Origin of the sequence: Actinomadura atramentaria DSM 43919 (genome assembly GCF_000381885.1) — a bacterium.
GTDB lineage: Bacteria > Actinomycetota > Actinomycetes > Streptosporangiales > Streptosporangiaceae > Spirillospora > Spirillospora atramentaria.
Genome location: NZ_KB907211.1, coordinates 37,435 through 62,676, shown reverse-complemented (window position 1 = coordinate 62,676; position 25,242 = coordinate 37,435). Strand labels below are relative to the sequence as shown.

21 protein-coding genes are annotated in these 25,242 nt (G+C 76.3%); 17 read left to right on the top strand and 4 right to left on the bottom strand.

From position 1 onward, the window contains the following. The first annotated feature begins 51 nt into the window (after positions 1 to 51). The 4 genes from G339_RS0110770 (at position 52) to G339_RS0110755 (ending at position 2,679) form a co-directional block, all read left to right on the top strand. Entirely contained in the window at positions 52 to 261 is a 210-nt protein-coding gene (locus G339_RS0110770) for a hypothetical protein (protein WP_019631087.1), read from the top strand. Positions 262 to 389: 128 nt separating this feature from the next. Next, positions 390 to 575, top strand: a complete 186-nt coding sequence (locus tag G339_RS0110765) for a hypothetical protein (RefSeq protein WP_019631086.1) — start codon at positions 390 to 392, stop codon at positions 573 to 575. A gap of 17 nt (positions 576 to 592) precedes the next feature. Next, positions 593 to 916, top strand: a complete 324-nt coding sequence (locus tag G339_RS0110760) for a hypothetical protein (RefSeq protein WP_157407500.1) — start codon at positions 593 to 595, stop codon at positions 914 to 916. After that, on the top strand, positions 913 to 2,679 hold the full coding sequence (locus G339_RS0110755; RefSeq protein WP_019631084.1) for an FtsK/SpoIIIE domain-containing protein: 1,767 nt from the start codon (positions 913 to 915) through the stop codon (positions 2,677 to 2,679). Before G339_RS0110760 ends, G339_RS0110755 begins: the two co-directional genes overlap by 4 nt. A 270-nt stretch (positions 2,680 to 2,949) precedes the next feature. Here G339_RS0110755 and G339_RS0110750 read toward each other — a convergent pair whose 3' ends face one another. Continuing rightward, positions 2,950 to 4,575 (bottom strand): recombinase family protein, encoded by a 1,626-nt coding sequence (locus G339_RS0110750; RefSeq protein ID WP_019631083.1) that lies wholly within the window; start codon positions 4,573 to 4,575, stop codon positions 2,950 to 2,952. Between the two features lie 266 nt (positions 4,576 to 4,841). Here G339_RS0110750 and G339_RS0110745 point away from each other — a divergent pair, with 266 nt between their 5' ends. From G339_RS0110745 to G339_RS0110715, 7 genes are all read left to right on the top strand, one after another. Then, the gene (locus G339_RS0110745) at positions 4,842 to 6,356 is read left to right on the top strand and encodes a hypothetical protein (RefSeq protein ID WP_019631082.1); all 1,515 of its coding nucleotides are present in this window, start codon (positions 4,842 to 4,844) and stop codon (positions 6,354 to 6,356) included. Positions 6,357 to 6,457: 101 nt separating this feature from the next. Further along, positions 6,458 to 7,672: a TY-Chap domain-containing protein gene (locus G339_RS0110740; RefSeq protein ID WP_240489786.1), complete on the top strand. Its 1,215-nt coding sequence runs from the start codon at positions 6,458 to 6,460 to the stop codon at positions 7,670 to 7,672. Positions 7,673 to 7,734: 62 nt separating this feature from the next. Continuing rightward, complete coding sequence (locus tag G339_RS0110735; protein ID WP_026341335.1) at positions 7,735 to 10,980, top strand: TY-Chap domain-containing protein; 3,246 nt, start codon at positions 7,735 to 7,737, stop codon at positions 10,978 to 10,980. Beyond that, the gene (locus G339_RS0110730; RefSeq protein WP_026341334.1) at positions 10,977 to 11,357 is read left to right on the top strand and encodes a hypothetical protein; all 381 of its coding nucleotides are present in this window, start codon (positions 10,977 to 10,979) and stop codon (positions 11,355 to 11,357) included. Before G339_RS0110735 ends, G339_RS0110730 begins: the two co-directional genes overlap by 4 nt. Positions 11,358 to 11,406: 49 nt before the next feature. After that, positions 11,407 to 12,159: a LamB/YcsF family protein gene (locus G339_RS0110725; protein ID WP_019631079.1), complete on the top strand. Its 753-nt coding sequence runs from the start codon at positions 11,407 to 11,409 to the stop codon at positions 12,157 to 12,159. Beyond that, positions 12,156 to 12,752, top strand: coding sequence for a 5-oxoprolinase subunit PxpB (pxpB, locus tag G339_RS0110720; RefSeq protein ID WP_019631078.1), 597 nt, complete (start codon positions 12,156 to 12,158; stop codon positions 12,750 to 12,752). The genes G339_RS0110725 and pxpB overlap by 4 nt, the downstream gene beginning before the upstream one ends. Then, positions 12,749 to 13,669, top strand: a complete 921-nt coding sequence (locus G339_RS0110715; RefSeq protein WP_019631077.1) for a 5-oxoprolinase subunit C family protein — start codon at positions 12,749 to 12,751, stop codon at positions 13,667 to 13,669. Before pxpB ends, G339_RS0110715 begins: the two co-directional genes overlap by 4 nt. 19 nt (positions 13,670 to 13,688) lie before the next feature. Here the strand turns inward: G339_RS0110715 and G339_RS0110710 are convergent, their stop codons facing one another. After that, on the bottom strand, positions 13,689 to 14,756 hold the full coding sequence (locus tag G339_RS0110710; RefSeq protein WP_019631076.1) for a winged helix DNA-binding domain-containing protein: 1,068 nt from the start codon (positions 14,754 to 14,756) through the stop codon (positions 13,689 to 13,691). A gap of 37 nt (positions 14,757 to 14,793) precedes the next feature. Next, positions 14,794 to 17,226, bottom strand: coding sequence for an AAA family ATPase (locus tag G339_RS0110705; protein WP_084693198.1), 2,433 nt, complete (start codon positions 17,224 to 17,226; stop codon positions 14,794 to 14,796). Positions 17,227 to 17,376: 150 nt separating this feature from the next. Between G339_RS0110705 and G339_RS0110700 the strand changes: the two genes are divergently transcribed. Genes G339_RS0110700 through G339_RS0110675 form a run of 6 tightly spaced genes read left to right on the top strand, consistent with a single transcriptional unit; the run spans position 17,377 to position 22,275 of the window. Continuing rightward, positions 17,377 to 18,291 (top strand): ABC transporter ATP-binding protein, encoded by a 915-nt coding sequence (locus G339_RS0110700; RefSeq protein WP_051107825.1) that lies wholly within the window; start codon positions 17,377 to 17,379, stop codon positions 18,289 to 18,291. Continuing rightward, positions 18,288 to 19,016, top strand: a complete 729-nt coding sequence (locus G339_RS0110695; RefSeq protein ID WP_019631074.1) for an ABC transporter permease — start codon at positions 18,288 to 18,290, stop codon at positions 19,014 to 19,016. Before G339_RS0110700 ends, G339_RS0110695 begins: the two co-directional genes overlap by 4 nt. A gap of 44 nt (positions 19,017 to 19,060) precedes the next feature. After that, the gene (locus G339_RS33235; protein ID WP_019631073.1) at positions 19,061 to 20,218 is read left to right on the top strand and encodes a sensor histidine kinase; all 1,158 of its coding nucleotides are present in this window, start codon (positions 19,061 to 19,063) and stop codon (positions 20,216 to 20,218) included. Beyond that, positions 20,215 to 20,820, top strand: a complete 606-nt coding sequence (locus tag G339_RS0110685; protein ID WP_019631072.1) for a response regulator transcription factor — start codon at positions 20,215 to 20,217, stop codon at positions 20,818 to 20,820. The genes G339_RS33235 and G339_RS0110685 overlap by 4 nt, the downstream gene beginning before the upstream one ends. A gap of 20 nt (positions 20,821 to 20,840) precedes the next feature. Then, positions 20,841 to 21,599: a ribonuclease HII gene (locus G339_RS0110680; protein WP_019631071.1), complete on the top strand. Its 759-nt coding sequence runs from the start codon at positions 20,841 to 20,843 to the stop codon at positions 21,597 to 21,599. Between the two features lie 37 nt (positions 21,600 to 21,636). After that, a complete protein-coding gene (locus G339_RS0110675; protein WP_019631070.1) occupies positions 21,637 to 22,275 on the top strand; it encodes an HhH-GDP family DNA glycosylase in 639 nt (212 codons plus the stop codon). Between the two features lie 379 nt (positions 22,276 to 22,654). On the opposite strand, the gene G339_RS40990 is transcribed toward G339_RS0110675, so the two are convergent. Further along, complete coding sequence (locus G339_RS40990) at positions 22,655 to 25,204, bottom strand: oxidoreductase (RefSeq protein ID WP_019631069.1); 2,550 nt, start codon at positions 25,202 to 25,204, stop codon at positions 22,655 to 22,657. Positions 25,205 to 25,242 lie beyond the last annotated feature (38 nt).

Sequence of the window (25,242 nt, the reverse complement as noted above, 5' to 3'; positions counted from 1 at the left end):
GCCCGAACCGCCCCCGCCGGGCCGGGTTTCACGCGAAAGAGGTGATCGACCATGATCCTCATCCTGGCCACCGCAGCCGCCGTGTTCCTCGGCGGAATCGTCCTGGGTGTCTTCACCATGCTCGTCGTCGGCATCCACGCCGAGGAGCGCCGCGCCCTGTGCCGCGACACCCGCCGCACGCGCACCGCGTCCGCCGCCAACCGCCTCCTGACGACCCGCACCGACGACGCCGAGCGCGTCCGCGTTCCGGCGGGGCGGTGACCGTTGCGCCTTCCCGTCGCCATCACCGGCTTCGCCTGCCCCTGCGGCGCTCGCCGCGAGCCGGGCAACCGGCGCTGCCGCAAGTGCCGAGCCCGCGCCCGCTGGCGGCGCCGCAGGACGCTCGCGCGATGACCGTCACGGTTCCGCTCGTCGCCGTTCTAGGCGTCGGAGTGTGGTTCCTGTGGCGCTACCTCGGACTGCGCGTCTGGCACATCGCCGTGTGCCTGCTGTTCGGGTTCTTCCTCGCCGCCACGGACGCCGCGCCCGAGATCCGCCGCGTCGTCGCCGCCCTGCTCACCCTCACCCAGCACTGACCGAAGGAGGGATGCCCGTGCCCGACCCGTCCCGCCGCTTCACGCTCGACCTCCAGGAGGCCCGCACCCGCAACCGCACCGCCCGCGAAACCCTCGCCCACCTGGCCGAAGCCATGCCGCGCCTGATGGCCGCGTGGCTGCGACTCGATCTCGCCCTCACCGCCGCGTCGATCCTCATCGCCGAGACCGGAGAACTGCGCCGCGCCCGCGCCGACCTCGCCGCCGCCGCACGCGCCACCCTGCACGCCCACCACGACGCCGAGCCCGACCCGCTGTACTACCTGCGCGACGAACTGCGCGCGCAGGGGTTCCTCCCGCCTGACGAGCGGGGGCACCGGTGAGCCGGAACCGGAAGATGCGCCGCCACGCGCGCGCCATGCGGCGCAACGGGCTCCAACCGGTCGTCGTCATCGACGGGGACGAGCGCCTTCCCGACCTCGCCGTCATCGTTCTCGGACGAGTCCTGTGGCGGTACCGGTCCGAACTCGCGCCGCTCAACCTCGCTGTTGCGCTCGTTGTCGGTGCAGCCGTCCTGCGGCTCGAACATCCGGGATGGTGGCCGTTCCTTCTCGGCGCGGGCACGGCCGTGGCGTCGGCGCTCGTCGCGGTCGGCGAACGGGTCGGGCTCGCCCGGCGCGCCGAACGCCTGTACGCCGCCGCGGTGGCGTTCTCCTGCGGCGCGTGGACGGCGGCGGCCGTCGCGCTCGGGCCGCTGCGGACGCCGCTGCCCGCGCTGCTCGTCGGCGGCGGCCTCGTCCTGTCGGTCCCGTGGTGGACGCACCGGCGGCGGCGCGCCCGCGTCCGCGTGGACCGGCAGTTGGCCGCCTGGCCCGACATCGCCCGCGCCATCGGGCTCCCCGGCTCGGCGGTGCAGTCGGCGACGGCGGACGTGTGGGGATGGCGCGCCCGCGTCGCGCTCGCGCGGGGGCAGACGCTCACCGACGCCACCGGCAAGGTCCCCGCGCTGGAATCGGCGCTCGGGACGTTCCGGGGAGCCGTCCGCGTCACGCCGACGCGCGACGGCAAGGCCAACCGCGTCGAGCTGCGCGTGCTCGACACCGACCCGCACGCCGACGCCATCGCCTGGCCCGGACCGTCCGTCGCCTCGATCACCGAGCCCATCGACTTCGGACCGTTCGAGGACGCCACCGCCGCGCGCGTGTCGTTCCTGCGCCGTCACGCGCTCATCGGGGGCGTCGCCGGATCGGGCAAGAGCGGCGGGATCAACGTCCTCATGGGCAACCTCGTCGCCTGCCCTGACGCAGTCGTGTGGGCCATCGACCTCAAGCGCGGCATGGAACTCCAGCCCTGGGCACCCTGCATCGACCGGCTAGCCACCACGCCCGAACAGGCCCGGATGCTGCTGCGCGACGCCGTCGCCGTCCTCGAAGCGCGGGCATCCGCGCTCGCCGCGCAGGGACGGCGCGTGTGGGAGCCGTCCCCGGACATGCCCGCGCTCGTCATCGTCATCGACGAATACGCCGAACTCACCGACGACGCACCCGACGCCATGCCCGACACCGACTCCATCGCCCGACGCGGACGCGCCGTCGCCGTCACCCTCGCCGCCGCCACCCAACGCCCGACGCAGAAGGCGATGGGCAAGGGCGCGGTCCGCTCGCAGATGGACGTGCGGATCAGCTTCCGCGTCCGCGAACGCAAGGACGTCGACCTCATCCTCGGGCAGGGGATGCTCAACGCCGGATGGCACGCCCACACCCTTGACGCGCCCGGCAAGTTCCTCATCAACGCGCCCGACCACGACACGCCCCGCCGTGCCCGCGCCTACCTGCTCACCGACCAGACCGTCGCCCGTACCGCCGACCACTACGCCGACCACCGGCCCGAACTCGACAGCGTCTCGCGCAACGCCGTCGAACAAGCCCCCGTCGCCGAGGAACACCGCACCGACGACTCCGACACCGTCCTGTGGGACATGCTCACCGCAGCACCCGACGACGGATGCACCGTCCCGCGCCTCATCGCGGCCACCGGCCGAAGCCGCCCCTGGGTCTACCAACGCCTCCGCGAACTCGCCGACACCGGCCGCGTCACCCAGGTCTCACGCGGGCACTGGCGCGCTGCCAACAATGACTCTCCGTAACTCGTCTACGTCCACGTCTCGCGCGCGCCTGCACGTAGGGCGCGTAGGCGAGCCGTAGACGAAGACGCAGACGAGCACCGAGCGTGAGGGAAGGCAGGTGATGCCGAACGCCCGAACTGGACGAACGAGATCGTGAATGGGCGCGTCGCCAAGCGGCGCGCGCTCCCCGGTGGAGCGAGGCGAGATGGAGACGGATCACCGCCATCGTTCACACGCCACGCGAACGAACGCGACGACGGGAACCCTCCAACGAGGGTTCCCGTCGCACGTTCACTCGGCTTCGCGCCAGAGGGGTTCAAGGCGGTCGGGGTTCCATCGGGTCTTGCCGTTCGCGGGATGGACGAGGACGGAGATCAGTGCCTCCTCGATGTACGCGCGCTTCTCGGGAAGCGTCAGGCCCGACCACCGCTCGCGCAGGTCCACCGGACGCGCCACCGCCGAGTAGGTACGCGCCATCCACGCCTCGCGTTCGGCGACGAGTCCCTGTTCCTCGCGTTCAAGTCCGGGCAACTGCTCGAAGTACCGGGCGGACGAGATGCGGCGCGGACGCGCCCGCCATGCCGCCGTCAGGTCCTTGATGTCGTCGCGGACCTGCCGCAACTCCTCCTCGCGCGGCCAGATCTCCGGAGCCTCGTCCGCTCCCCCGCGCCGCCGCGCCTCCTCCTCGTACTTGGCAATGACCATTTCGGTGAGGACCAGATCGACTTTGGGACCGGGGATGCTGACTCCCCCGCAGCCGCCCGAGCCCTTGGACGGACATGCGTAGTAGAACAGGCCGGGCGTCTTCGTCCGGCTCGCGTGCGCCTTGAGCGCGCGCAGTTTCGCACCGCATTCCGGTTTGCCGCAGCGCAGCGTTCCCGTGAACAGGTACGTCCGGCTGTTCACCCCTCGCCCGTGCAGCGGGTTGCTGCCGATGAGCGCGGTGACCGCCTCCCATTCCTGAACCGAGATGATCGGCTCGAACTGGCCGATGACCGGTTCGCCTTCCTCGTTCGTGACGACTTCGACGCGCCACGATTCCTTGCCCGTCTCGGGATGGATCTCGCGGACGTTCCGCGACCGGTAGCCGCAGATCCGGGGATTGCGGAAGACGTTCTTGACGGTCGTCCGGACCCACTTGTTCCCCAGCGGAGTCGTGAACCCTCGCTCGTTCCAGTCGGCCACGATGGCGGACAGTGGCGCGCCCTCGATGATGCGCCGCGCGCTGGCCCGGATGATCTCGGCCTCCGCCGGTTCGAGCGTCCGCTTGTCCGCCTTCCAGCCGAACGGACGACGTCCGCCGGTCGGGATGCCCGCCTGTTCGAGCGCGCGGTGCTTGCGCTTCACCCGCCGCGCCGTGTCCGCCGACTGCTTGTTGTAGGTCGCGACCACGATGCGCGCGACCGTCCGGCCGTTGTCGGTCAGGAGGTCGAGCGTCCCGGTGATGTCGAGGATCGGCCGGTTGAAGTGCTGGACGACCTCGATGGCGTCCTCAAGATGCCGGTTGTCGCGGGTGAGGCGGTCGATGTCGTAGACGACGATGCCGTCGAGGCGGCGGCCGTCCGGGGTCGCGCCCCGCTTGAGGTCTTCGAGCGCGCCCTCGAACACCGGCCGGACGACGCGGTACGCGGTGCGCCCGTCCGGGAGCACGACCCGCCTGCGCTTGAACGCGCTCGTGTCGGGTTCCTCGTAGGTGTGGACGTACGAGCCGCCCCGGCTCTCCACGTACGCCCGACAGTCCTTCTCCTGCTCGTCCCTGCCCTTGATGTCCCGCCCGGACATGTACGCGCCCGAACGGCGCTCTGCGGCGCTCTCAGCGGCGTCCGACTCGAAGGAGAGCCGGACCAGTCCCGCCAGGTTCAGCCCGGAGAGGTCTCCCCAGTGCGCCCGTTGGACCAGGTCGTCCCGTTCGCCCATGAGCGGAACATACATCCGCGTGTGTGCTGGTCGAGCAGCATTCCGGTGAGGGCGGCGAGGGGGCTGCGGGAGAGGAGGGCGTCGGCCTCCGGGGACTGGGCCAGGCGGACGGTCGTGGGCATGCGCCCAGCTTAGAGGGGGTGCGCGCGGGTCGGGCGGGGGTCGGGTGGACGGGGCGGGGGCGGGGATCTGCGAAGCTGGACGGTGTGAGTCCCCGGAGCAGCCGCCGTTCCGCGGGGGGACGCCCGCCCCGCCCCGCCGACGAGATGTCGTTGATCTACGAGGGGATGCTGCGGCACGCCCGCGAGCTGCTGGCCGTGCGCGGTCCCCTGGACGCGGAGTTGATCGTCTCGGACGTCCTCGGCTCGTGGTGGGGGCGGCGCGTCGCGGACGGCGACGTGGAGGAGGTCGTCGGCGAGGGTCTCGTCCGGTACGCGGCCGACGCCGGGACGCCCGCCGCGCTGGCACTGCTCACCGGCGTCGCGTGCCTCGGGACGCCGGGGCAGGCCGCGGCGGCGGAGAAGGCGGCGGCGCGGCTGCGGGAGCGGGGCGTCGCGCGGCCGCCGTGGGCTGACCTCGTCGGGACGGCTACGCCCGAGGGCTGTTACGTGTCCGGTGACGTCTACGGCGACCAGGAATCGCTCGTCTGCGTCTTCTCTTACGGCGGCGCGGACCGGCACGCGCTCGTCGTGTCCGTGGACATGGCGAAGTCCGAGACGGACGGGCGCGTCCCGGCGTACGGGATGGTCCGGGACGCGTGGGTGTCCTCGCGCGTCGACCGGCTGCTCGACCAGTGCCGCGCCGAGGACCGCGACCACCCCCTGATGCGGTTCGGCGACATCGACCCGGCGGCGGCGCGGGCGCGGCTGGACCGGGCGCTGGAGCGCACCGCGGAGGTCCCCGACCCGCCCGTCGCGGACACGTTCGCCGCCAAGCACGCCCTGCTGCGCGCGCGGCTGCGGGCGCTGCCCGCGGGCGGGCGGCCGCCGCGCCCGGACGTCCCCGGCGCGGACCGGCGGGCGACGCTCGCCGCGCGGTTCCTCGCGTCGGACGAGGCCGAGGGCCTGTCGGACCTGTCGGCGGCGGGCCGCTGCGTGGACCGGATCATCGACTACGGCTGCGTCCGCGACTTCGGCCGCCCGCTGCGCGTCAGCCCGCTGAAGGCCGAGATGTTCCTGCTGGACTGGCTGCCCCGCAAGGTGCTGCTGTCGCCCGCCGAGCAGGAGGCCGTCCCGCACGTCCTGGCGTCGTGGGTGCGGTGGGCGGGCCGCCGGACGGGCCTGCCGGACGAGGGCGTGCGCGCGACGCTGGACGCGGTGTGGGACGCGACGGAGGCGTTCGCCGCCGCCTACCGCGACCCGGCGGCGTCCGGCCTGGACCGGGACCTGGTGAACCGCCTGCTGCCGGACGGCGACCTGGAGGCCCTGCCGCGCCGGGCGTTCGCGCTGCCGTTCCTGACGGGGCGGCATCAGGTGGCGGGCCGCGAGGTGGACTTCGGGGCGCTCGACCCGTCCGACCCCGGCGACCGGCGCGTGATGCTCGAGTTCGACCGTCCCGGCGCGTCGGCGGACGAGCTCGACGCGCGCGAGCGCCTCACCGTCCGGCTGTGGGCCGGGGACCCGCCCGAGCTGTGGGACGCGGCACAGGCGCTGCTGGACGCGGGCGTCGAGCGGCACGCCGTCCTGAACCGCCTGGAGGCCGCGCTGGAGCGGGCCGGGGACGACGCGGCGCGCCTCCGCGCGGCCCTCGCCGCGCTCCGCCGCGACCCGCCGCGGGGGTGACCGCCGGTTTGCCAGAAGGAGTCCGGGGCGGCAATCATCGGGACCTCGGGACCTGGTTCCGCGCGGCTCAGGGGGGCCGCCCGCGGGCATAAGGAGTGATCTTGTTGGAGTGGTCCGAGTTCACCCGCCGGCTGGGGCGCGAGCTGGCGGGTCTCGACCGGGACACCATCCTCATCGTGCGCGAGCGCGACGAGAGCCGGCACTACGTGCAGGCGATGCGCGAGCCGGACCGGCTGTACGCCGAGGCGGTGAGCAACAACTTCCTCGACGGACCGCTCGCCCTCACCCTCGCGGACGAGGAGGTCATGAGCGAGGCGGGCTGGCGGCCGCCCGCCGACCCCGCGCCCCGCAACTGGTGGACGGAGCTGCCCGCGTTCGCGACGGCCGCCGACCACGCGCGGCTGGCCGAGGTGATGGTGACGGCGCTGCGCGACGTGCAGGGCGTCCGGCGGCCGTCGGACCTGGTGTACGAGTCGTTCCACCGGCACGGCACCGGGCTGATCGAGCTGCTGGACTTCGGCATCGACGTCGCGGACCCGGCGCGGGTCGCCGAGCGCCGCTCGACGTCGGCGGTGCTCGCCGAGGCGGCGGTGCGCGAGGACGCGCCCGTCGCCGTCCCGGCGGCCCGCGAGGAGCCGCGCCGCCGCGTGAACGGGTCCGCGCACCCGGACGCGGCGGCCGTGCTGGCGGTCGCGGGGGCCGCGCCGCTCGGCGCGCCCGTCCCGGACGCGCCGCCGCCCCCGCCGGAGACCGCGCCCGCCGGGGACCTGGAGCCGTTCCTCGCCGACGCGCGGCGGCGCGGCGACCACGGCGCGTACTTCGACCTGCTGCGCGGCGCGGACCTCGTCCTGCCCGGCGCGGGCGGGCCGGAGGAGCCGCACGGGTTCCCGCTGATCTCGATCGGCGGGGGGACGTACGTCGCGGTGTTCACCTCGCCCGCGGCGATGTCGAAGGACGGGGTGCCGCCGGGGCCGTTCCGGCGGACGTCGTTCGGCGAGCTGGCCGCCGCGTGGCCCGACCCGTCCTGGCAGCTCGCCGTGAACCCCGGGCTGGCGAGCGAGGTGCTGCTGGACGCGGCGGCGGTCGCGCGGCTGGCGGCGCGGCAGCGGCCGGACGCGCCGCTGGTGCCCGCGCCCGCGCCGCCGCCCGCGCCGGACGTCCCCGTCCTGCAGCCGCCGCACGGCACGCGGCTGTGGCGCGTCGACGCCGCCGAGGGGCGCGAGCCCGCCGCCGCCCCCGTCGCGGTGTACGACGCGATCGGCGGGGTGTGGGCGCCGGTGCGCGCGGACGTCCTGCCCGGCTCCCCGCCCGAATGACGCACCAACCGTCCCGGGCGGCTACCGTTCGCTAGGGCGTTTCGACGAAGGCGGGAGCGGGAGTGGACTGGGAAGACTTCGCCGGACGGTTGTCCCGGGAGCTGCAGCGGCTCCCGGTCCGGTCGTTCATCATCGTGCAGGGCCCCACGGGGCTGCCGTACGTGCAGGCGATGCGGTCCACGAGCGCGATCGACGCCGAGGCCGTCTCCAGCGCCTTCCTGCCCCGTCCGCTGTCGCACCGGCAGGAGCGGCGGCTCGGCGCGCTCGGCTGGCGCAAGCCCGCCGGGAAGGGCCGGGTGAACTGGTCGCACCGGCTGGACATGCCCGCCCGGATGCGGCTGACGCCCGCGCAGTCCGCCGAGGTCGACCGGCTCGCCGACCGGATGGTCGGCGCGTTCCGCGACGTGTACGGGGTGCAGTCGCCGCTCGACCTCGTCTACCAGGCGGGCAGGACGTCCGGGGACGGCGGCGGGCTCGCCCTGCCCGGCCTCGGGCTGCCGCTGGCGATCCCCGAGGCCGAGCAGACGACGGCGGAGGCGGTCGGGTTCGTCCCCGAACCGCAGGGCACCGACCTGGAGGCCGAGCTGACCGCCGCCCGGCGGCGCGGCGACGAGACCGCCTACCTGGCGCTGCTCGCCGGGGCGACGCTGTGCCTTCCGGTACCGGGCGAACCCGGGTCGGAGGCGGCGGACCAGTTCGCGACGGCCAAGTTCGGCGACGGCACGTTCGTGCTGGGGTTCAGCTCGCCGGACGCGATGGACCGGTCGCTGCGCGGGCAGGCGGTCCACCACCGGCCCGCGACGCTGGCGGAACTGGCGCGGCGCTGGCCGGACCCGCGGTGGGGGCTGGCGGTCGATCCGGGGCTGCCGAGCGCGGCGTACCTGGACTCGGACACGGTCGCGGAGACGGCGGGCGGGACGCGGGACGCGTCGGCGGCACCGGACGCGGGGACCTCTCGCGCGGGAACGCCTGATGTGGGGACGCCTGATGTGGGGACGCCGGGCACCGCAACGCCGGGCACGAGGATGCCAGGCACTGGGGCGCCGGGCACTGGGACGCTTGGCACCGGGACGCCGGGCGCGGGAACGCCAGGCACGGGAACGCCAGGCACCGGGCCGTCGGACGCCGCGACGCCGGGCCGCACGCCCGCCGCGTCGCCCAGCACGCCACCCGCCGCACCGCCCAACACGGCGAGCGGCACAACGACGCCCGACGTCATGCCCGGCACGCGCACGCCTGCCACGCCTGGCGCGCTCGGCGCACGAATGCCCGGCGCGCACGGCGCACGCACGCCCGCCGTGCCCTCGACGCCATCGACGCCATCGACGCCCTCGACGTCTGCGCCTTCCGCGCCCACCTCGCCCGCCACGTCTGCGCCCGCTACACCCGCTACACCGAGGAGCGCACCGGCCGCCGCGCCGCCGAGCAACCCGCCCGCCGCGACGCCCTCCACGCCGCCTGCGGCCTCGCCCGGCACCCCGTCGTCCGCGCCGCCTTCCACGCCGCGCGGCGCGCCGTCCAGCACTCCCTCGCCCGCGCCACGCGCCACGCCGCCCGTTACGCCCGCCGCCGCGCCGGCCGCAGCGCAGCCAGGCACGCCATCCACCACGCCGCCGGGGACGCCGTCCGCCGCGCAGCCGGGCACACCGCCCGCCGCGCCGCCGGACGCGTCGCCCGCCGGATCGCCGCGCACGCCGCCCGCCGCCGTGCCGTCCGCTCCGGCGGCCGGCGGGCGGTCGGGCGCGGCGGACGGCGAGCCGCCCTCGGTGCGGACCGCGCCGCTGCCGGTCGTGTCGCCGCCGCCCGCGCCCGAGCCGGAGGACAAGCGCGTCGCCGGGCGCAGCATGCGGCCCGCGGCGTCCGCGAGTCCCGGCACGCCGTCCGCCGCGTCGCCGGAGGCGGGGCGGCGGGGCGCGCACGCGGGGCGGCACTCGGCGGCCCCGACGCCGGACGAGTCCGGCCTGCCCGGGTCCGGGCCGACGTCCGCGCCGAACGCGGCTCCGGCCGCCGGGCGGAACGGCGCCGTCCAGCCGGACGCGCCGCGTCGTGCGGCCGAGCCCAGCGGACCGTCCGTCACGCGGCGCGACGCCCCCGCGCGGAACCCGGAGCTCTCCCCCGCCGCGACGACGCCGGACCCGATCCGCGCGGTGACCGCCCGCCCGGCGGACGCCCCGGCACAGCCCGCGCAGTCGCCCGCCCGCCCGCAGCCGCCGCGCTCGGAGCCCGCGCACGCCCGGCCCGCGCCGTCCGAGGCGACGCCCGGCGAGCCCGCGCGCATCCGCCCCGCGCACGCCCGGCCGCTGCCCGCCGACGCCGCGCACACCCAGCCCGCCGAGTCCCCCGGCCGCACGCGCACCGACCCCCCGCCGTCCGACCCCGGGTACGCCGGGCGCACGCCCAGCACGCCGAGCACGCCCGGCACGCTCGCGCGCGCCGAGTCCCCGCGCGAGGCCGCGCGCGCCCGGCACGCGTCGCCCGCGCCTTCCTACGGCGCGCCGTCGCGCACCGAGCCCACGCCGCCCGCGCCCGGCGCGAAACCGGCGTCCGGGACCTCGCCCGCCGCGCCGTCGCGGCCCGCCTCGCCGTCCACGCCCCCCGGGTCTTCCGCGCCGGCCGGACCGTCCACACCCGCCCGGCCGTCCACGCCCGCGTCACCGGCGACGCCTGCCCGGCCGTCCACGCCCGGATCGCCGTCCACGCCCGGTGCGGAACCGGCGGACGCGGCGGACGCGGCTGGTGCGAAGTCCGGGGCGGGGGCGGCGTGGTCGGGGATCGTGCGGGCCGCGCCGCCGCGGGGGGCGCGGCCGGTCGCGGCGGACTACGTGGTGATGCAGAAGGTGCTGCGCCCCGAGCACGTCCGCCACTACGTCGAGGGCGGCTACCACCTGGTCGCCGGGTACGTCCACCGGATGAAGGACGTCGCCGCGCTGACGACGCCCGCCGAGGTCGTCCGCGGCCTCGGCCTCACCTACGAGGGTTCGCCGTTCTCCGCGGCGGACGACACGATCCACGTGCTGCGCTGGCCCGCGGTGAAGCCCGCGCTGTTCCGGACGCCGCTCGGCGGCATCGACGAGTGGAGCATGGAGATCATCCCCGGCGGCTGGGTCATCGAGAAGGCCCCGTTCCCCGGTTCGGGCTACGCGCCGGGCGACGGCCCGCCGATCCCCGAGTTCAAGATCGAGAGCCAGCGGCTGCCGCACGAGGCCGAGATCTACCGCATCGACCGGACCGGCGCGACGACGCCGGTGGCGCGGTTCGACGCGGACCGGCTGGCGTGGCGGCGCCTCGCGGCGGGGGGTGCGCGGTGAGCGACGCGACGGCCGTCCGGCACGGCTACTACGCGGGCTGGGGCGGCGCGGACTACGAGGCGAGCCCGGACGGCCCGCGCGCCCGCCTGTACTCGCCGCGTCCGGCGGCGGGTTTCACGGCGGCGCGCGACGGCCGGTACGTCCGGGTCGTCCCGGTGACGGAGCTGGAGCACCTGTCGTACGTCAGCACGCGGTGCGTGTGGCGCGGCGAGCCGTTCCTCGTCCTGGCGCACCACGACGGGTGGCTGCGCGTGGAGTACACCGGCGGGAAGGCCCCCGTCGCCGAACGGCTCGGCCTGGAGCCGTTCGACCGCGGCGTCTACCAGGCGTGGGCCCCGCTGCGGGACGTGACGGAACTCCGGGAGGAGTGGGTCTGAGCCGACCCGCCGCCCGCGCGTCGGGGACGGCGTCGGGAACAATGGCGGGATGGCGGTCATCGACATCAACGCCGACCTCGGCGAGGGGTTCGGCCGGTGGGAGCTCGGCGACGACGCGGCGCTGCTGGAGGTCGTGACGAGCGCGAACGTCGCGTGCGGCTTCCACGCGGGCGATCCGCTGACGATGCGGCGGATCTGCGTGGGCGCGGTGAACGGCGGCGTGGCGATCGGCGCGCAGGTGTCGTACCGGGACCTGGCGGGTTTCGGGCGGCGCGAGATGGACGTCCCGCCGGACGAGCTGACCGCCGAGGTCCTGTACCAGATCGCCGCGCTGGACGGCATCGCGCGCGCGAGCGGCGGACGCGTCGCGTACGTGAAGCCGCACGGCGCGCTCTACAACCGGATAGCGCGCGATCCGGTGCAGGCGGCGGCGGTCGTCGCGGCCGTCCGCGCCTACGACCCGGAGCTGCCGATGCTGACGCTGCCGGGTTCGGCGGTGTACGGCGTCGCGGACGGGCTGACGGTCGTCGCGGAGGCGTTCGCCGACCGCGCGTACACCCCGGAGGGCGCGCTGGTGTCCCGGCGCGAGCCCGCCGCGGTGATCCACGACCGGGACGCGGTGGTGCGCCGCGCCGTCGCGATGGCGACGGAGGGCTACGTCCGGGCGGTGGACGGCACGCGGGTGCGGCTGCGCGCCCGCTCGGTGTGCGTCCACGGGGACACGCCGGGCGCGGTGGACCTGGCGCGCGCGGTCCGCGCGGCGCTGGAGGACGCCGGGGTCACGCCGGAGCCGTTCGCGTGAGGGTCCGGCGCGCCGGGGACGCGGCGCTGCTCGTGGAGACCGGCGACCCGCACCGGCTGGACGCGGCGGTCCGCGCGGCGGGCCTGCCGGGCGTCGTGGACGTCGTGCCGGGCGAGCGGACGGTGCTGATCACGACGGACGGCGATCCGGGCCGGCTCGCGGACCGCGTCGCCGCGCTGGAGCCGCCGCCGCGCACGGCCGCCGACGCGCCGCCGGTGGAGGTCCCGGTCGTCTACGACGGCGCTGATCTGGCGGAGGTCGCGGAGCTGACCGGGCTCTCTCCGGACGAGGTCGCCGAACGGCACTCGGCCGCCGAGTACACCGTCGCCTATCTGGGTTTCTCGCCCGGTTTCGGGTATCTGACGGGCCTGCCGAACGAGCTGCGCGTGCCGCGCCGCGCGACGCCGCGCACGTCCGTCCCGGCGGGGTCCGTCGCGGTCGCGGGGCCGTACGCGGCGGTGTACCCGTCGGCGTCGCCGGGCGGGTGGCGGCTGCTGGGCCGCACCGGGCTGGCGCTGTGGGACGTCACGCGCGATCCGCCGTCGCTGTTGCGGCCGGGGACGCGCGTCCGGTTCGTCCGGGAGGCGCGATGAGCGGGGACGGACCGGTTCAGGAGGCGCTGGACCTCGCGGGCGAGGCCGTGCTGGAGGTCGTCCGGCCGGGCCCGCTCGCGACCGTGCAGGATCTCGGACGGCCGGGCCTGGCGCATCTCGGCGTCCCTGGGTCCGGCGCGGCGGACGCTCCCGCGCTGCGGCTCGCCAACCGCCTCGCCGGGAACCCCGAGGACGCGGCGGGCCTGGAGCTGACGTTCGGCGGCGCGGCGCTGCGGTTCCGCCGCGCGGCGTGGGCGGCGGCGACGGGCGCGCCCGCGCCGGTGTCGGTGGACGGGCGCGCGGCGCCGTTCAACGCGCCGTTCCGCGTCCCGGCGGGCGGCCTGGTGGAGGTCGGGGCTCCGGCGCGCGGCGTCCGGACGTACGTCGCGGTGCGCGGCGGCCTGACGCCCGAGCCGGTGCTCGGCAGCCGGTCCGCCGACCTGCTGTCGGGGCTCGGCCCGCCGCCGCTCGCGGCGGGCGACGCGGTGCCGCTCGGCCCGGTGACCGGCCCCGGCCTGGCGCTGGAGCCGCTGCGCGTGGACGTCGCGCCGGTCCCGGAGCCGCCCGCCGAGCCGAGGCTGCGCGTCCTGCCCGGCCCGCGCGACGACTGGTTCGCCGCCGGGGCGCTCGCGGCGCTGACGTCGGCGGTCTACACGGTCGCGGACGCGTCGAACCGGGTCGGCGTCCGCTTCGACGGCCCGCCGCTGGACCGCGTCCGCGACGGCGAACTCCCCAGCGAGGGGATGGTGACCGGCGCGCTCCAGGTCCCGCCGGACGGCCGCCCGATCCTGTTCCTTGCCGATCATCCGACGACGGGCGGTTATCCGGTGATCGCGGTCGTCACCACCGCCGACATCCCGGTCGCCGCCCAACTCCGCCCCGGAACGAAGGTCCGCTTCACGACCCATCCGCGCTGATCCCCGGACCGTGGCACGCCTACTTCTCGCGGGCGAGCGAGCGAACGCGGTCGATCTCGGCGGCGAGCGCGGCGGCGGGCAGTTCCTCGAAGGCCTTCACCGCGATCTCGCCGTCCTTCTCGTCCCAGACGCCCGCGACGCGGCCCTCGTGGAGGATCACGGGAGCGATCCACCCCGCCGCGCGGCTGACGTCCTTGCGGCGGTCCGGGGGGATCAGGTACTCGGCACCGGTGCCCGCGCCGAGGACGTACGGGTCGAACGGGCCGAGCAGCCGCAGCGGCGCGGGCGGGGCGGCGGCGAGTTCGTCGGCGTGCTCGGGGAGCGCCTTCATCGGGACGCCGTCCACCTCGACGTCCGCCAGCTCCCCGGCGGCCTCGAACCACCCGGCGACCTCGCGTCTGCGGTTGCCGCCGCGCGACAGCCAGTGGTCGAACGTCGCGGGCGTGCCCGGCCCGTGCGCGCCGAGGAACGCGCGGACGACCACCGCGGCGGCCTCCTCGACGGGCACGTCGCCCCGCCAGCCGGGCAGCGCGGACGGCGCGGCGAACGTGACCCGCGCGCCGCGCGCCGGCCCGTGGCACAGCACGCCCCACCAGGCGAGGGGTTTGAGGAGCGTCCCCCAGCCGGAGCCGAGGACGTCCGCGAGGTGCTCCGAGCCGGTCCGTTCGACGATCGCGGCGGTCAGCTCGTCGCGGGTGAGCGCCGCGCCGCCGGACAGCGCGTCGGCGGCGGCGGCCGCGGCGGCCTCCAGGTCGGCGGGCGTCGCGCCGAACGTCCGCTGCCAGCTCGGCTTCTCCCAGTTGCGGACGCGGGCGCACAGCGCGAGGTAGGCCCCGGCGTCGGCGGTGGGCAGCAGGTGCAGGGTGCCGCGCATCGCCCAGGTCCTGACGAGCGTCCCGGCGGCGAGCGCGGGCGCGGCGGGCGACGCGCCGCGCACGGCGAGCGCCAGTTCCGCCGCCGAGGCGACCTGCGCCTGCACGCCGCCGAGCCGGGCGGCCGCGGCGACCGGCGACGCGCCGCCGGGGGCGGTGAGGAACTGCCGTCCCATCCGCCACGCGAGCACCTGCGACCACGTCAGCGACACCATGCCCCGATCAGACCACACGAGACCGACAAAACGGACGTCAGGGAGCGACGCGGCCCCGGCCCAGCTCCGCGAACGCGTCCCGGACGTCGGCCGCGGTGAGGACCGTCAGGTCGGCGGGCGTCGCGGCCTCCCCCAGCTCCGCCGCGCGCAGCGCCCGGCACGCGCACGCCTTCTCGTACAGGGACCGCGCGAACCGGCCGTTGCCCAGCTCGTCCACCCGGCCCTGCCCGACGACCCGCTGGAACACCAGCGCGAGGTCGTCCAGGGCGCGCTCCTCCCAGACGTCACCGCCCTGCTCGGCGATGAGCAGGGCGATCCGCAGCAGCTCGTCGGGGCCGTAGGACGGGAACTCCACGCGCGTCCCGAACCGCGACGCCAGCCCCGGATTGGACGCCAGGAAACGGTCCATGTCGGAGTCGTAGCCCGCGAGGATGACGACGAGCCGGTCCCGGTCGTCCTCGGCGCGCTTCAGCAGCGTCTGGACGGCCTCCGCGCCGAACGCGTCCCCGCCCGCGTAGCCGGGGTTGCCGAGCGAGTACGCCTCGTCCACGAACAGGACGCCGCCGAGCGCGGAGTCCACGAGCCGGTTCGTCTTGAGCGCCGTGGACCCGAGGTGGTCCCCCACCAGGTCCGCGCGCTGCGCCTCCACGACGGACGGCCGCGCGAGCAGCCCGAGCGCGGCGAACACGCGGCCGAGCAGCCGCGCCACGGTCGTCTTCCCGGTGCCGGGCGGCCCGGTGAACACGAAGTGCCGCGTCGGCGGGCGCGTCACCAGGCCCTGGCTCTGCCGCAGCCGGGCGACGCGGGCCTGCGCGGCGATCTCCCTGACCTGGCGTTTCACCGGTTCGAGGCCGATCATCGCGTCCAGTTCGCGCAGCGCCTCGTCGGGCGTGGGGGTCTCGGCGAAGCCGCGGTAGCGCTCGGTCAGCTCGGCGAACGCGTCCTCGACGTCCGCGCCCCGGACGGTGACGAGGTCGTCGGCGCTGGGCCGCCCGCCCGCGACGACACGGACGTCGCGGGCGCGCGCCGCGCCCTCGACCAGCGAGCGGACGAACCGGCCGTTGCCCAGCTCGTCGGCGATGCCGCGCCGCCGGACGTCCTCGAACCGCTCCGCGAGGCGCTCGCGGGCGTCGGCGGCGAGCCGGTCGCCGCGCAGCGCCGCGTGGTACTCGGCGATCCGCAGCATCTCCTCCGGCAGGTACGTCGGGAAGTGGACGCGCGTGCCGAACCGGGACGCGAGGCCGGGGTTGGAGTCCAGGAACGCGTCCATCTGCGGCTCGTAGCCCGCGAGGATGACGACGAGCCGGTCCCGGTCGTCCTCGGCGCGCTTCAGCAGCGTCTGGACGGCCTCGTCGCCGAACCGGTCCGGGCGGCCCTCGGCGGCGTTGACCAGCCCGTACGCCTCGTCCACGAACAGCACGCCGCCGATCGCCGCGTCGATGAGCGCGTTGGTCTTGAGCGCGGTCGCGCCGAGGTGGTCCCCGACGAGGTCGGCGCGGCCCGCCTCGACCACGGCGGGCGTCGGCAGCAGCCCGAACGCGTAGAAGATCTTGGCCAGGACGCGGGCGACGGTCGTCTTGCCCGTCCCGGACGGCCCGACGAACACGAAGTGCCGCATCGGCTTCTCGGTCGGCACCCCGGCCGCCGCCCGCAGGTGCGCGGCCTCCAGCGACGCGGCGATGGCGCGGACCTGGCGTTTCACCGGTTCGAGGCCGATCATCGCCTCAAGTTCGGCGAGGGCGTCCGCGACCGAGACGTCGGGTTCCTCCTCGCTCGGCGCGGCGGCGACGCGCTGCTCGTACGCGGCCTGGAGCGACGCGGGCACGCCCGGCGCGGGCACGGCGGCGGGCTCCTCGGGCTCCGGCGGCGCCGCGACGGGCTCCGCCTGCTCCTGCACCCACCCCGTCTCGTACGCCTCGGCGGCGACGGTCCGCCGCGCCCGGTTCCAGCGCAGCGCGAGCACCGCGACCGCCGCCGCGAACGCCGGGACGACGCCCGCGCGCGGCAGCGCCGGGGCGACCGCCGCCGTGACCAGCCCCGCCGCGCCGAGCGCGACGAGCGCCGTCCGCCACGGCGCGTACCCGCCGAGCCGCAGCGCCGCCGCCGCGACGGGCGGCGCGAGCAGCCACAGCAGCCACCGCTCCGGCCCGCCGTCCGGGTACAGCCGGGCCAGCGGCACGCACGCGGCCAGCCAGCACGCGATGACGAGCGCGACGGCCGTGCCCGCCGGGGACCGCAGCAGCAGGTGCGTCCCCGCCAGCAGCGCGACCGCGACGGCCGCGACGAGCGGGACCGGTCCGTCGCACACGAACGCGACGGACGCGGCGGCGGCGAGCAGCACCCCGCCGCCGAGCAGCCGCAGCCCCGGCGGCACCTGGAAGTAGCGGGACCGCAGGCGCTCGAACAGATCCCGCGCCGTCGTCGCGACCACCGTCGCCGGGCGGGAGCGGAAACCGCCGAACCGTGCCATCCCACCGAGTAAATCGCAGGACCCGCCGGAACGGGACTCTTCGGCGTCGGTTCGTTGGCGCGCGTCGAATCGCGCGCAGGACATTTGTCCCGCCGGACGGTGGATGCGCGGCCCTGCCGCCGGACGGCCGCGCTCCGTAGCGTCGTCGCCGTGACCACGAACACCACGGAACCCGTCGTCCTCGACGGCGTCGCCAAGAGCTACGGGCCCGTCCGCGCCGTCGCCGGGATCGACCTGGCCGTCGCGGCGGGCGGCGTCGTCGCGCTGCTCGGCCCGAACGGCGCGGGAAAATCCACCACGATCGCGATGCTGCTCGGCCTGACCGAGCCCGACTCGGGCCGCGCGGCGCTGTTCGGCGGCCCGCCCGAGCGGGCGGTGCGCGCGGGCCGCGTCGGCGCGATGCCGCAGGACGGGCGGCTCATCGGCGGCGTCTCGGTGCGCGAGCTGGTGGCGTTCGCGCGCGGCGCGTACGCCCGCGCCGGACGCGACGTCCCGCCGCTGGACGAGCTGCTGGAGACCGCCCGCCTCACCGGCGTCGCGGGTCGGCGCGCCGACCGGCTGTCGGGCGGGCAGGCGCAGCGCGTCCGGTTCGCGCTGGCCGTCGCCGGGAACCCGGACCTGCTCGTGCTGGACGAGCCGTCCGCCGGCCTCGACGCCGAGGCGCGCCGCGACCTGTGGGCGGCCGTGCGCGGCTGCGCGGCCCGGGGCGCGACCGTGCTGTTCTCCACGCACTACCTGGCCGAGGCCGACGAGTTCGCCGACCGGATCGTCGTCGTCGACCGGGGCCGGGTCGTCGCGGACGGGACGAGCACCGCGATCAAGGCGCGCGTCCCCGCCCGGACCGTCTCCCTCGACCTCGGCGACACACCGCCCGCCGCGCTCGACGCGCTGCCCGGCGTCGTCGGCGGCGAGGTCCGCGGCGGCCGCGCCGAACTGCACACGACCGACTCCGACGCCACCGTCCGCGCCCTCGCCGACGCCGGACTCCTGCGCGGCCTGGAAGTGCGCGGCGCGAGCCTGGAGGAGGCGTTCCTGACCCTGACCGCCGACGGAGGCGCCCGATGATCCTCGCCTACACCCGCCTCGAAGTGACGCGCCTGCTCCGCGACGGCGGCTATCTCGCGATGTGCCTGGTGTCGCCGCTGATGATGTACCTGGTGTTCACCAATCTCGACATCGCGGGGGGCGACGGCCGCGACGCCGCCGTCTACGCGATGGTCGGAATGGCCGGGTTCGGGGCGGTCGGGGCGGTGATGAACGGCGGCGTCGCCATCGCGGAGGACAAGCCGCTCGGCTGGATCGCGCAACTGCGGCTGCTGCCGATCCGGCCGGTGGAGGTCGTCGTCGGCCGGACGGTCTGCGCGGTCGTCGCGTCCGCGCCGCCGATCGCGGCCGTCTGCCTGGCGGGCGGCCTGGTGGACGGCGTCGGCCTCAGCCCCGCGCGCTGGGTCGCGGTCGTCCTGCTGCTGTGGCTCGGCGTCACGCCGCTGGCCGTCCTGTCCACCGGCCTCGGGTACACGCTGCCGCCGCGCCTCGCGCAGCTCGCCGGGATGGCGTTCTACCTGGGGCTTTCCATGCTGGGCGGGCTGTGGTTCCCGATCGCGAAGTTCCCCGGCTGGCTCGCCGACGTCGCGCGCGCCACGCCCGTCAACCGGTACGGCGACCTGGCGTGGGCCGTCGCGGACGGCGGCGCGCCCGCGGCCTCGACCGTCGCGGTCCTGGCCGGCTGGGCGGCCCTGTTCACCGTGTTCGCGACCTATGCGTGCCGCCGCGCGGTCCGGCGCGGATGAGCGAATCGGTACGTTCGCGGTATGGAACGGACAGCGATGGCCAGATGCGGCGCATGACCCGCCGCCGCCCGCCGATCGACCTCGTCCACGCCGACGGCGGGCCGGACGACCGCGGGCTGATGATCTGGATCGCCGCGCTCGGCTGGCCGCTGTCCGACGCCCTGTCCGGGAGCGGAGGCCACCGGTGGGCCGGGCTGGCCCTGATCGCGGCCGTCGCCGTCCTGTACGCGGCGACGCTGCGCACGGTGTTCGACGCCCGGTACCCGATGCGGCTGCCGCTCGCGCTGCTCGCCGCGCAGACCGCCGCGACCGCCGCCGCGCTCGGCTGGCTCGGCCGCCCGTGGCTCGCGGCGGTCGGCGTCCTCGGCGTCGCGGCGGGCGCGGTCGCCGGGCACCTCCCCCGGCCCGGCGGCGGCATCGAGTGGGCGATGCTGCTGGTCATCGGCGGCGCGACGGTCCCGGTGACGGCCGCCGCGCGGCTCGGCGGCCTCGCCTGGGACGCGGCGATCAGCGCGCTGTGGGTGACGGGCACGGCCGCGCTCGTCACGGCGATCGTCATCCGGCTGTTCCTGCTCATCGGGATGCTGCGCGACGCCCGCGAGGAACTGGCCGAGGCCGCCGTCGAACGGGAGCGGCTGCGGTTCTCCCGGGACCTGCACGACCTGCTCGGGCACACGCTGTCGCTGATGGTGGTGAAGGCGCAGGCCGTCCGGCTCGTCGCCGGGCGCGACCCGGCGGTCGCCGCGCAGCAGGCCGCCGACATCGAGACCGTCGGGCGGGAGGCGCTGGGCGAGGTCCGGCAGGCCGTCGCCGGGTACCGGGGGCGGGGGCTCGCCGCCGAGTTCGAGGCGGCGCGCGCGGCGCTCGCCGACGCCGGGGTGGAACCGGTCGTCCGCCGGACCGGGCCGCCGCTGCCGGACGCCGCCGACGCGCTGCTCGGCTGGGCCGTGCGGGAGGGCGTCACCAACGTCATCCGGCACAGCGGCGCGCGGACCTGCACGCTGACGCTCCGCAACGGCGGCGGCTCGGCCGTCCTGGAGGTCGCGGACGACGGGCGCGGCGGCGCTCCGCGCGGCGGCCACGGGCTGCGGGGCCTGCGCGAGCGCGTCGGAGAGGCGGGCGGCGAGGTCGCCGCCGGGCCCCGCCCGGACGGGGGCTTCCTGCTCACCGTCACCGTCGGCACGGAAGAATTCCCGGCGTGATCAGAGTGCTGCTCGCCGAGGACCAGGGCATGATGCGCGGCGCACTGGCCCTGCTGCTCGGGCTGGAGGACGACATCGAGGTCGTCGCGCAGGTCGGGGACGGGGCCCGCGTGCTGGACGAGGCCCTGGCCGCACGGCCGGACATCGCCGTCCTGGACATCGAGCTGCCCGGCCGCAGCGGCCTCGACCTCGCCGCCGACCTGCGCGACCGGCTGCCCGGCTGCCGGGTGCTGATCGTCACCACGTTCGGGCGGCCCGGCTACCTGCGCCGCGCGATGGACGCGGGCGCGGGCGGGTTCCTCGTCAAGGACGGCCCGATCGAGGACCTGGTCGCCGCGATCCGCCGCGTCCTCGCGGGCGAGCGCGTCATCGACCCGGCGCTGGCCGCCGCCGCCCTGTCGGTCGGGCCGAACCCGCTGACCGCGCGGGAGCGGGAGGTGCTGGCTGCCGCCGCCGACGGCGCGACCGTCGCGGACGTCGCCGCCGCGCTGCACCTGTCGGAGAGCACCGTCCGCAACTACCTGTCGTCCGCGATCGGGAAGACGGGCGCGCGGAACCGGATCGAGGCGGTCGGCACGGCCCGGCACAACGGGTGGCTGTGACGCCGTAGGCTCGGGCCGCGATGAAGGACAGCCCTGAGACTCTGCCCGGCCTGGCCGCCGCGCCCCGGCGGGCGCGCGCCGCCGCCGGATACGCGATCGAGCGCGACCTGCGCGCCGCCCTCGGCCCCGTGCGGATCGCCGGGATCGACGAGGTCGGGCGCGGCGCGTGGGCCGGGCCCGTCGTGGTCTGCGCCGCCGTGACCGATCTGTCCGACCCGCCGGACCTGCCGGGACGGGGCGGGAAACGCGTCCGCCTCACCGACTCCAAACTGCTCACCGAGGCGCACCGGGACGCGTTCGCGGGCGTCCTGCCCGGATGGCTCGCCGGGCACGCGATCGGCGCGGCCTCCCCCGCCGAGATCGACGACCTCGGGATGACCGCCGCGCTGCGGCTCGCCGCGCGGCGGGCGCTCGCGGAGCTGCCCGAACCGCCCGACGTCGTCCTGCTCGACGGGAGCCACGACTTCCTCGGCTCGCCGTGGCGGGTCCGCTGCGAGGTCAAGGCCGACCAGCGGTCGGTGACGGTCGCCGCCGCGTCCGTCCTCGCCAAGGTCCACCGGGACCGGCTCATGGCCGGGCTCGCCGCCGAGCACCCCGGCTACGGGTTCGCGGACTCGGCGGGCTATCCCTCGCCCGTCCACCAGGCCGCGCTCGCCGAGCACGGGCCGACGCCGCACCACCGGCTGAGCTGGTCCTACCTGGACGATCTTCCGCGCTGGCGGCACCTGAAGAAGCACCGCGACCCCAACGCGGGCGAGGGCCAGCTCAGCCTGCTGTAGGCGCGTCAACCGGCGGCGCGCGGGTAGGGCGGGCCGCATGGACGCCACGACGAAGAAGCTGATGGACCGGGCGGGGCGGCGCACGTACGCCGAGGACGCGGGCGTCGCCGTCAAGGACCAGCCCGCCGCCCTGTGGAAGCTGCTCGTGCTGACGAACCTGCTCAGCGCCCGCATCTCCGCCGACATCGCCGTCGCCGCCGCCCGCGAACTGTTCGCCGCCGGGGGCGGGACGTCCGCCGGCATGCTGACGCTGACCTGGCAGCAGCGGGTGGACGCGCTCGGCCGCGGCCACTACCGCCGCTACGACGAGGGCACCGCCACCCGGCTCGGCCGCATGGCCGAGATCGTGCGGGACGAGTACGGCGGCGACCTGCGCCGTCTCCCCGCCAAGGCCGACCGCGACCCCGACCGCGCCGCCGAACTGCTGGAGGGCTTCCCCGGCATCGGCCCGACCGGCGCGGCGATCTTCTGCCGCGAGGCCCAGGCCGTCTGGCCGTGGCTGCGCCCCTACGTCGACCCGCTCGCCCTCAAGGGCGCGGACCGCCTCGGCCTCCCCCACGACCCGAACCGCCTCGCCAAGGAGGTCCCCGCCAAGGACATCGCCCGCCTCACCGCGGGCCTCGTCCGCGTAGCCCGCAACAAACGCCTGGCGGACAGCATCACCCGAGAAACCTGACCACCCACCCGCACCCAACAGACAGCCCGATTCAGGCACAGCCGGGCGCGCATGCGAAAACGCGCCCGGCAGACAGCCCCAACGTGGAGAGACGACCGACCCACACCCGCACGACCACGAGCCGCCAGGCGAGCAACCACACGGCCGCACTAACCCGCACCCCGCAGACAACCCCACGCAGGCACGGCCGACCCGCACCCGCACGACCACGAGCCGTCAGGCGAGCAACCACGCGTCCGCGCTGACCCGCGCCCGGCAGACAACCCCGCGCAGGTACGGCCGGCCCGTACCCGCACGGCCGCGAGCCGCCAGGCGAGCGGCCGTGCGGCCGTCGTAAGGCGCGCCGTCTTCGGCGGTGCGGGGGCAGGCCCCGGGGCAATCAGTCCTTGCCTCGGGAGGCCACCCACTCCAGGTTCCAGTTGTACGCCTCGTCGACGGCCATCTTGCCCCAGCGCGGGCGGCCCGGCGGGGGCAGGATGAAGCGGCCCTCCCGGCGGACGACCAGTTCGCCGTTCACGTTCTCGATCAGCGCGAGGACGGCGTCGCGGGACGCGTCCGCGCAGTCGTCCATGCGCATGTCGATCGGCGGGGAGCCGACCGGGTACAGCGTGGCGGTCGCGTCGAGGCCCCGGAAGTCGTCCGCGCCGTCGTAGATCTCGGCGAACACCAGGATGCGCTTGAACTTCGCCGTGAAGTCCAGGTTGATCGTCAGGTTCTCGCCGGTCTCGACGGTGCCGGTGCGGTCGTCCTTGTCGAGCTGCAGGTAGGGCGGGCGGTCGAGCGCGCCCATGTCGCCGACCGCGTGGACGATGCCGCGCCGCCCGTCGGTCAGCTCCCACAGGGCGCACAGGTCCAGGTCGAGGTCCAGGCCGCGCCGCCGCTTGCCGAGGCGGCCGCGCGCCGCGCCCTCGCGGGCCGTCCAGTTGAGGTTGACGCGCATGTTGCCCGACGTCGCGCCGTGCTTGGTGAGCGAGACGGACGGCGCGCTCTTGGTCAGCGAGATCTTCCCGCCGGGCTGCGCGGGCGGCTGCACGGATGGCTGCACGGGCGGCTGCGCGGCGGGCGGCGGCGCGTACTGCCCGCCCGGCGGGGGCGGCGGAACGTACGGCCCGCCCGGCGGCGGAGGCGGCGGCGCGTACTGCCCCGGCGGAGGCGGCGGCGTGTACTGCCCCGGCGGAGGCGGCGGCGTGTACTGCCCCGGCGGAGGCGGGGGCGCGTACTGCCCGCCGGGCGGCGGAGGCGGGACGTACGGCCCACCCGGGGGCGGAGGCGGCGGAACGTACTGCCCACCGGGCGGCGGAGGCGGCGGCGCGTACTGCTGCTCGGGCGCGGCGGGCGCGGGCGGCGGCGGGACCGGCGGCGCGGGCGGCTGCGGCGGCGCGGGCGGCGGCGCGTCGTCCACGCTGATCCCGAAGTCCGTCGCCAGCCCGGCCAGCCCCGAGTCGTACCCCTGCCCGACCGCCCGGAACTTCCACGCGCCCTGCCGCCGGTACAGCTCCCCGAGGACGAACGCCGTCTCGCTCGTCGCGCCGCTGCTGTCGAACCGGGCGATCTCCGTGCCGCTCGCCGCGTCCACGACCCGCACGTACAGCCCGTCGAACCGCGCGAACGTGCCGCCGTCCGCCGACGCCGCGATGACGATCTTCTCCACGGCGGGCTCGACGCGCTCCAGGTCGGCGGCCAGCACGTCCGTGACGACCGGCCCGCGCTGCTTGCCCTCGTGCCGCACCGCGCCCGACGCGTGCGCGGGCTGGTTGTAGAAGACGAAGTCGTCGTCGGACCGGACGCGCCCGTCGCCGCCGACGAGCAGCGCGGACGCGTCCGCGTCCGGCGTGCCCGGCCCGTCCCGCCAGCCCAGCTCGACCCGGACGGACGCGGCGGGCACCGGGGTGTTCGCCCCCTTCTGCAACGACATAACGCTCCTCGCAACCGTGGACGGACGCTCCGCCCCTCCCCACGAGACGGACGGGCGCCGCCCAGGGTTCCCGCGCTGCCCGAACGCGTCCACGCCGGTCAGCTCAGCGGACAGCGTCCACAGCCGCGCCGCCGACGCCGGGTCGACCGCCCACGGCTTGACGCCGCCGACGAGCATGTCGTCGCCCGGCGCGGGTTCGGCGACGTCGCAGTCCTGGCAGTACACGCCGGGCAGGTCCGCGAGGCGCGGGCTCGTCGCCGCCCAGACACCGGTCGCCGCGCCCTGTTCGGGCGTCTTGAAGCCGGGTGCCGCGCCGCCGTCCGCCCCGACCCAGCCGAGCCCGGCCCATTCGGTCTCGGGGACGTGCCGTTGCAGCGGCGTCAGGATGCTGCCGGGGTGGACCGCGAACGCCGCCGCGCCGAACGCGGCGAGTTGCACGGCGAACAACGCGTTGGCCGTCTTGGACTGCGCGTAGGCGAGCCACCGGTCGTACCCGTCGCGGAAGTGGAGGTCGTCCCAGCGGACGTCCGACAGGAAGTGCCCCGACGACGCCACCGACACGATCCGCGCGTCCGCCGCGAGCACCGGCCGCAGCCGGTTGACCAGCGCGAAGTGCCCGAGGTGGTTGGTCGCGAAGTGCGCCTCCCAGCCGCGGCCGACGCGCGTTTCGGGGCACGCCATGATCCCGGCGCCCGCGATGACGATGTCCAGCGTCCGGCCCCGCGCGACCACGTCCTCGGCGAAACTCCGGACGCTCGCCTGATCCGCCAGGTCCAGCGCCGCGACCTCCGCCCGGGGGACGCCGCGCAGCGCCTCCGCCGCGCGCCCGGGGCGACGCGCCGGGACGAGCACCGCCGCCCCCGCCTTCGCCAGCGCGCGCGTCGCCGCCAGGCCGAGGCCCGAGTACCCGCCCGTCACCAGGGCCGTCCGGCCGGTGAGGTCGACGCCCGCCAGGACGTCGTCCGCCGTGCTGCGGGCGTCGAAGCCCGTTCCGATCCTTCGCTGTCCGATCATGGAGACGACCGTAGGAACTAGAGCCGACTCTAGGTCAA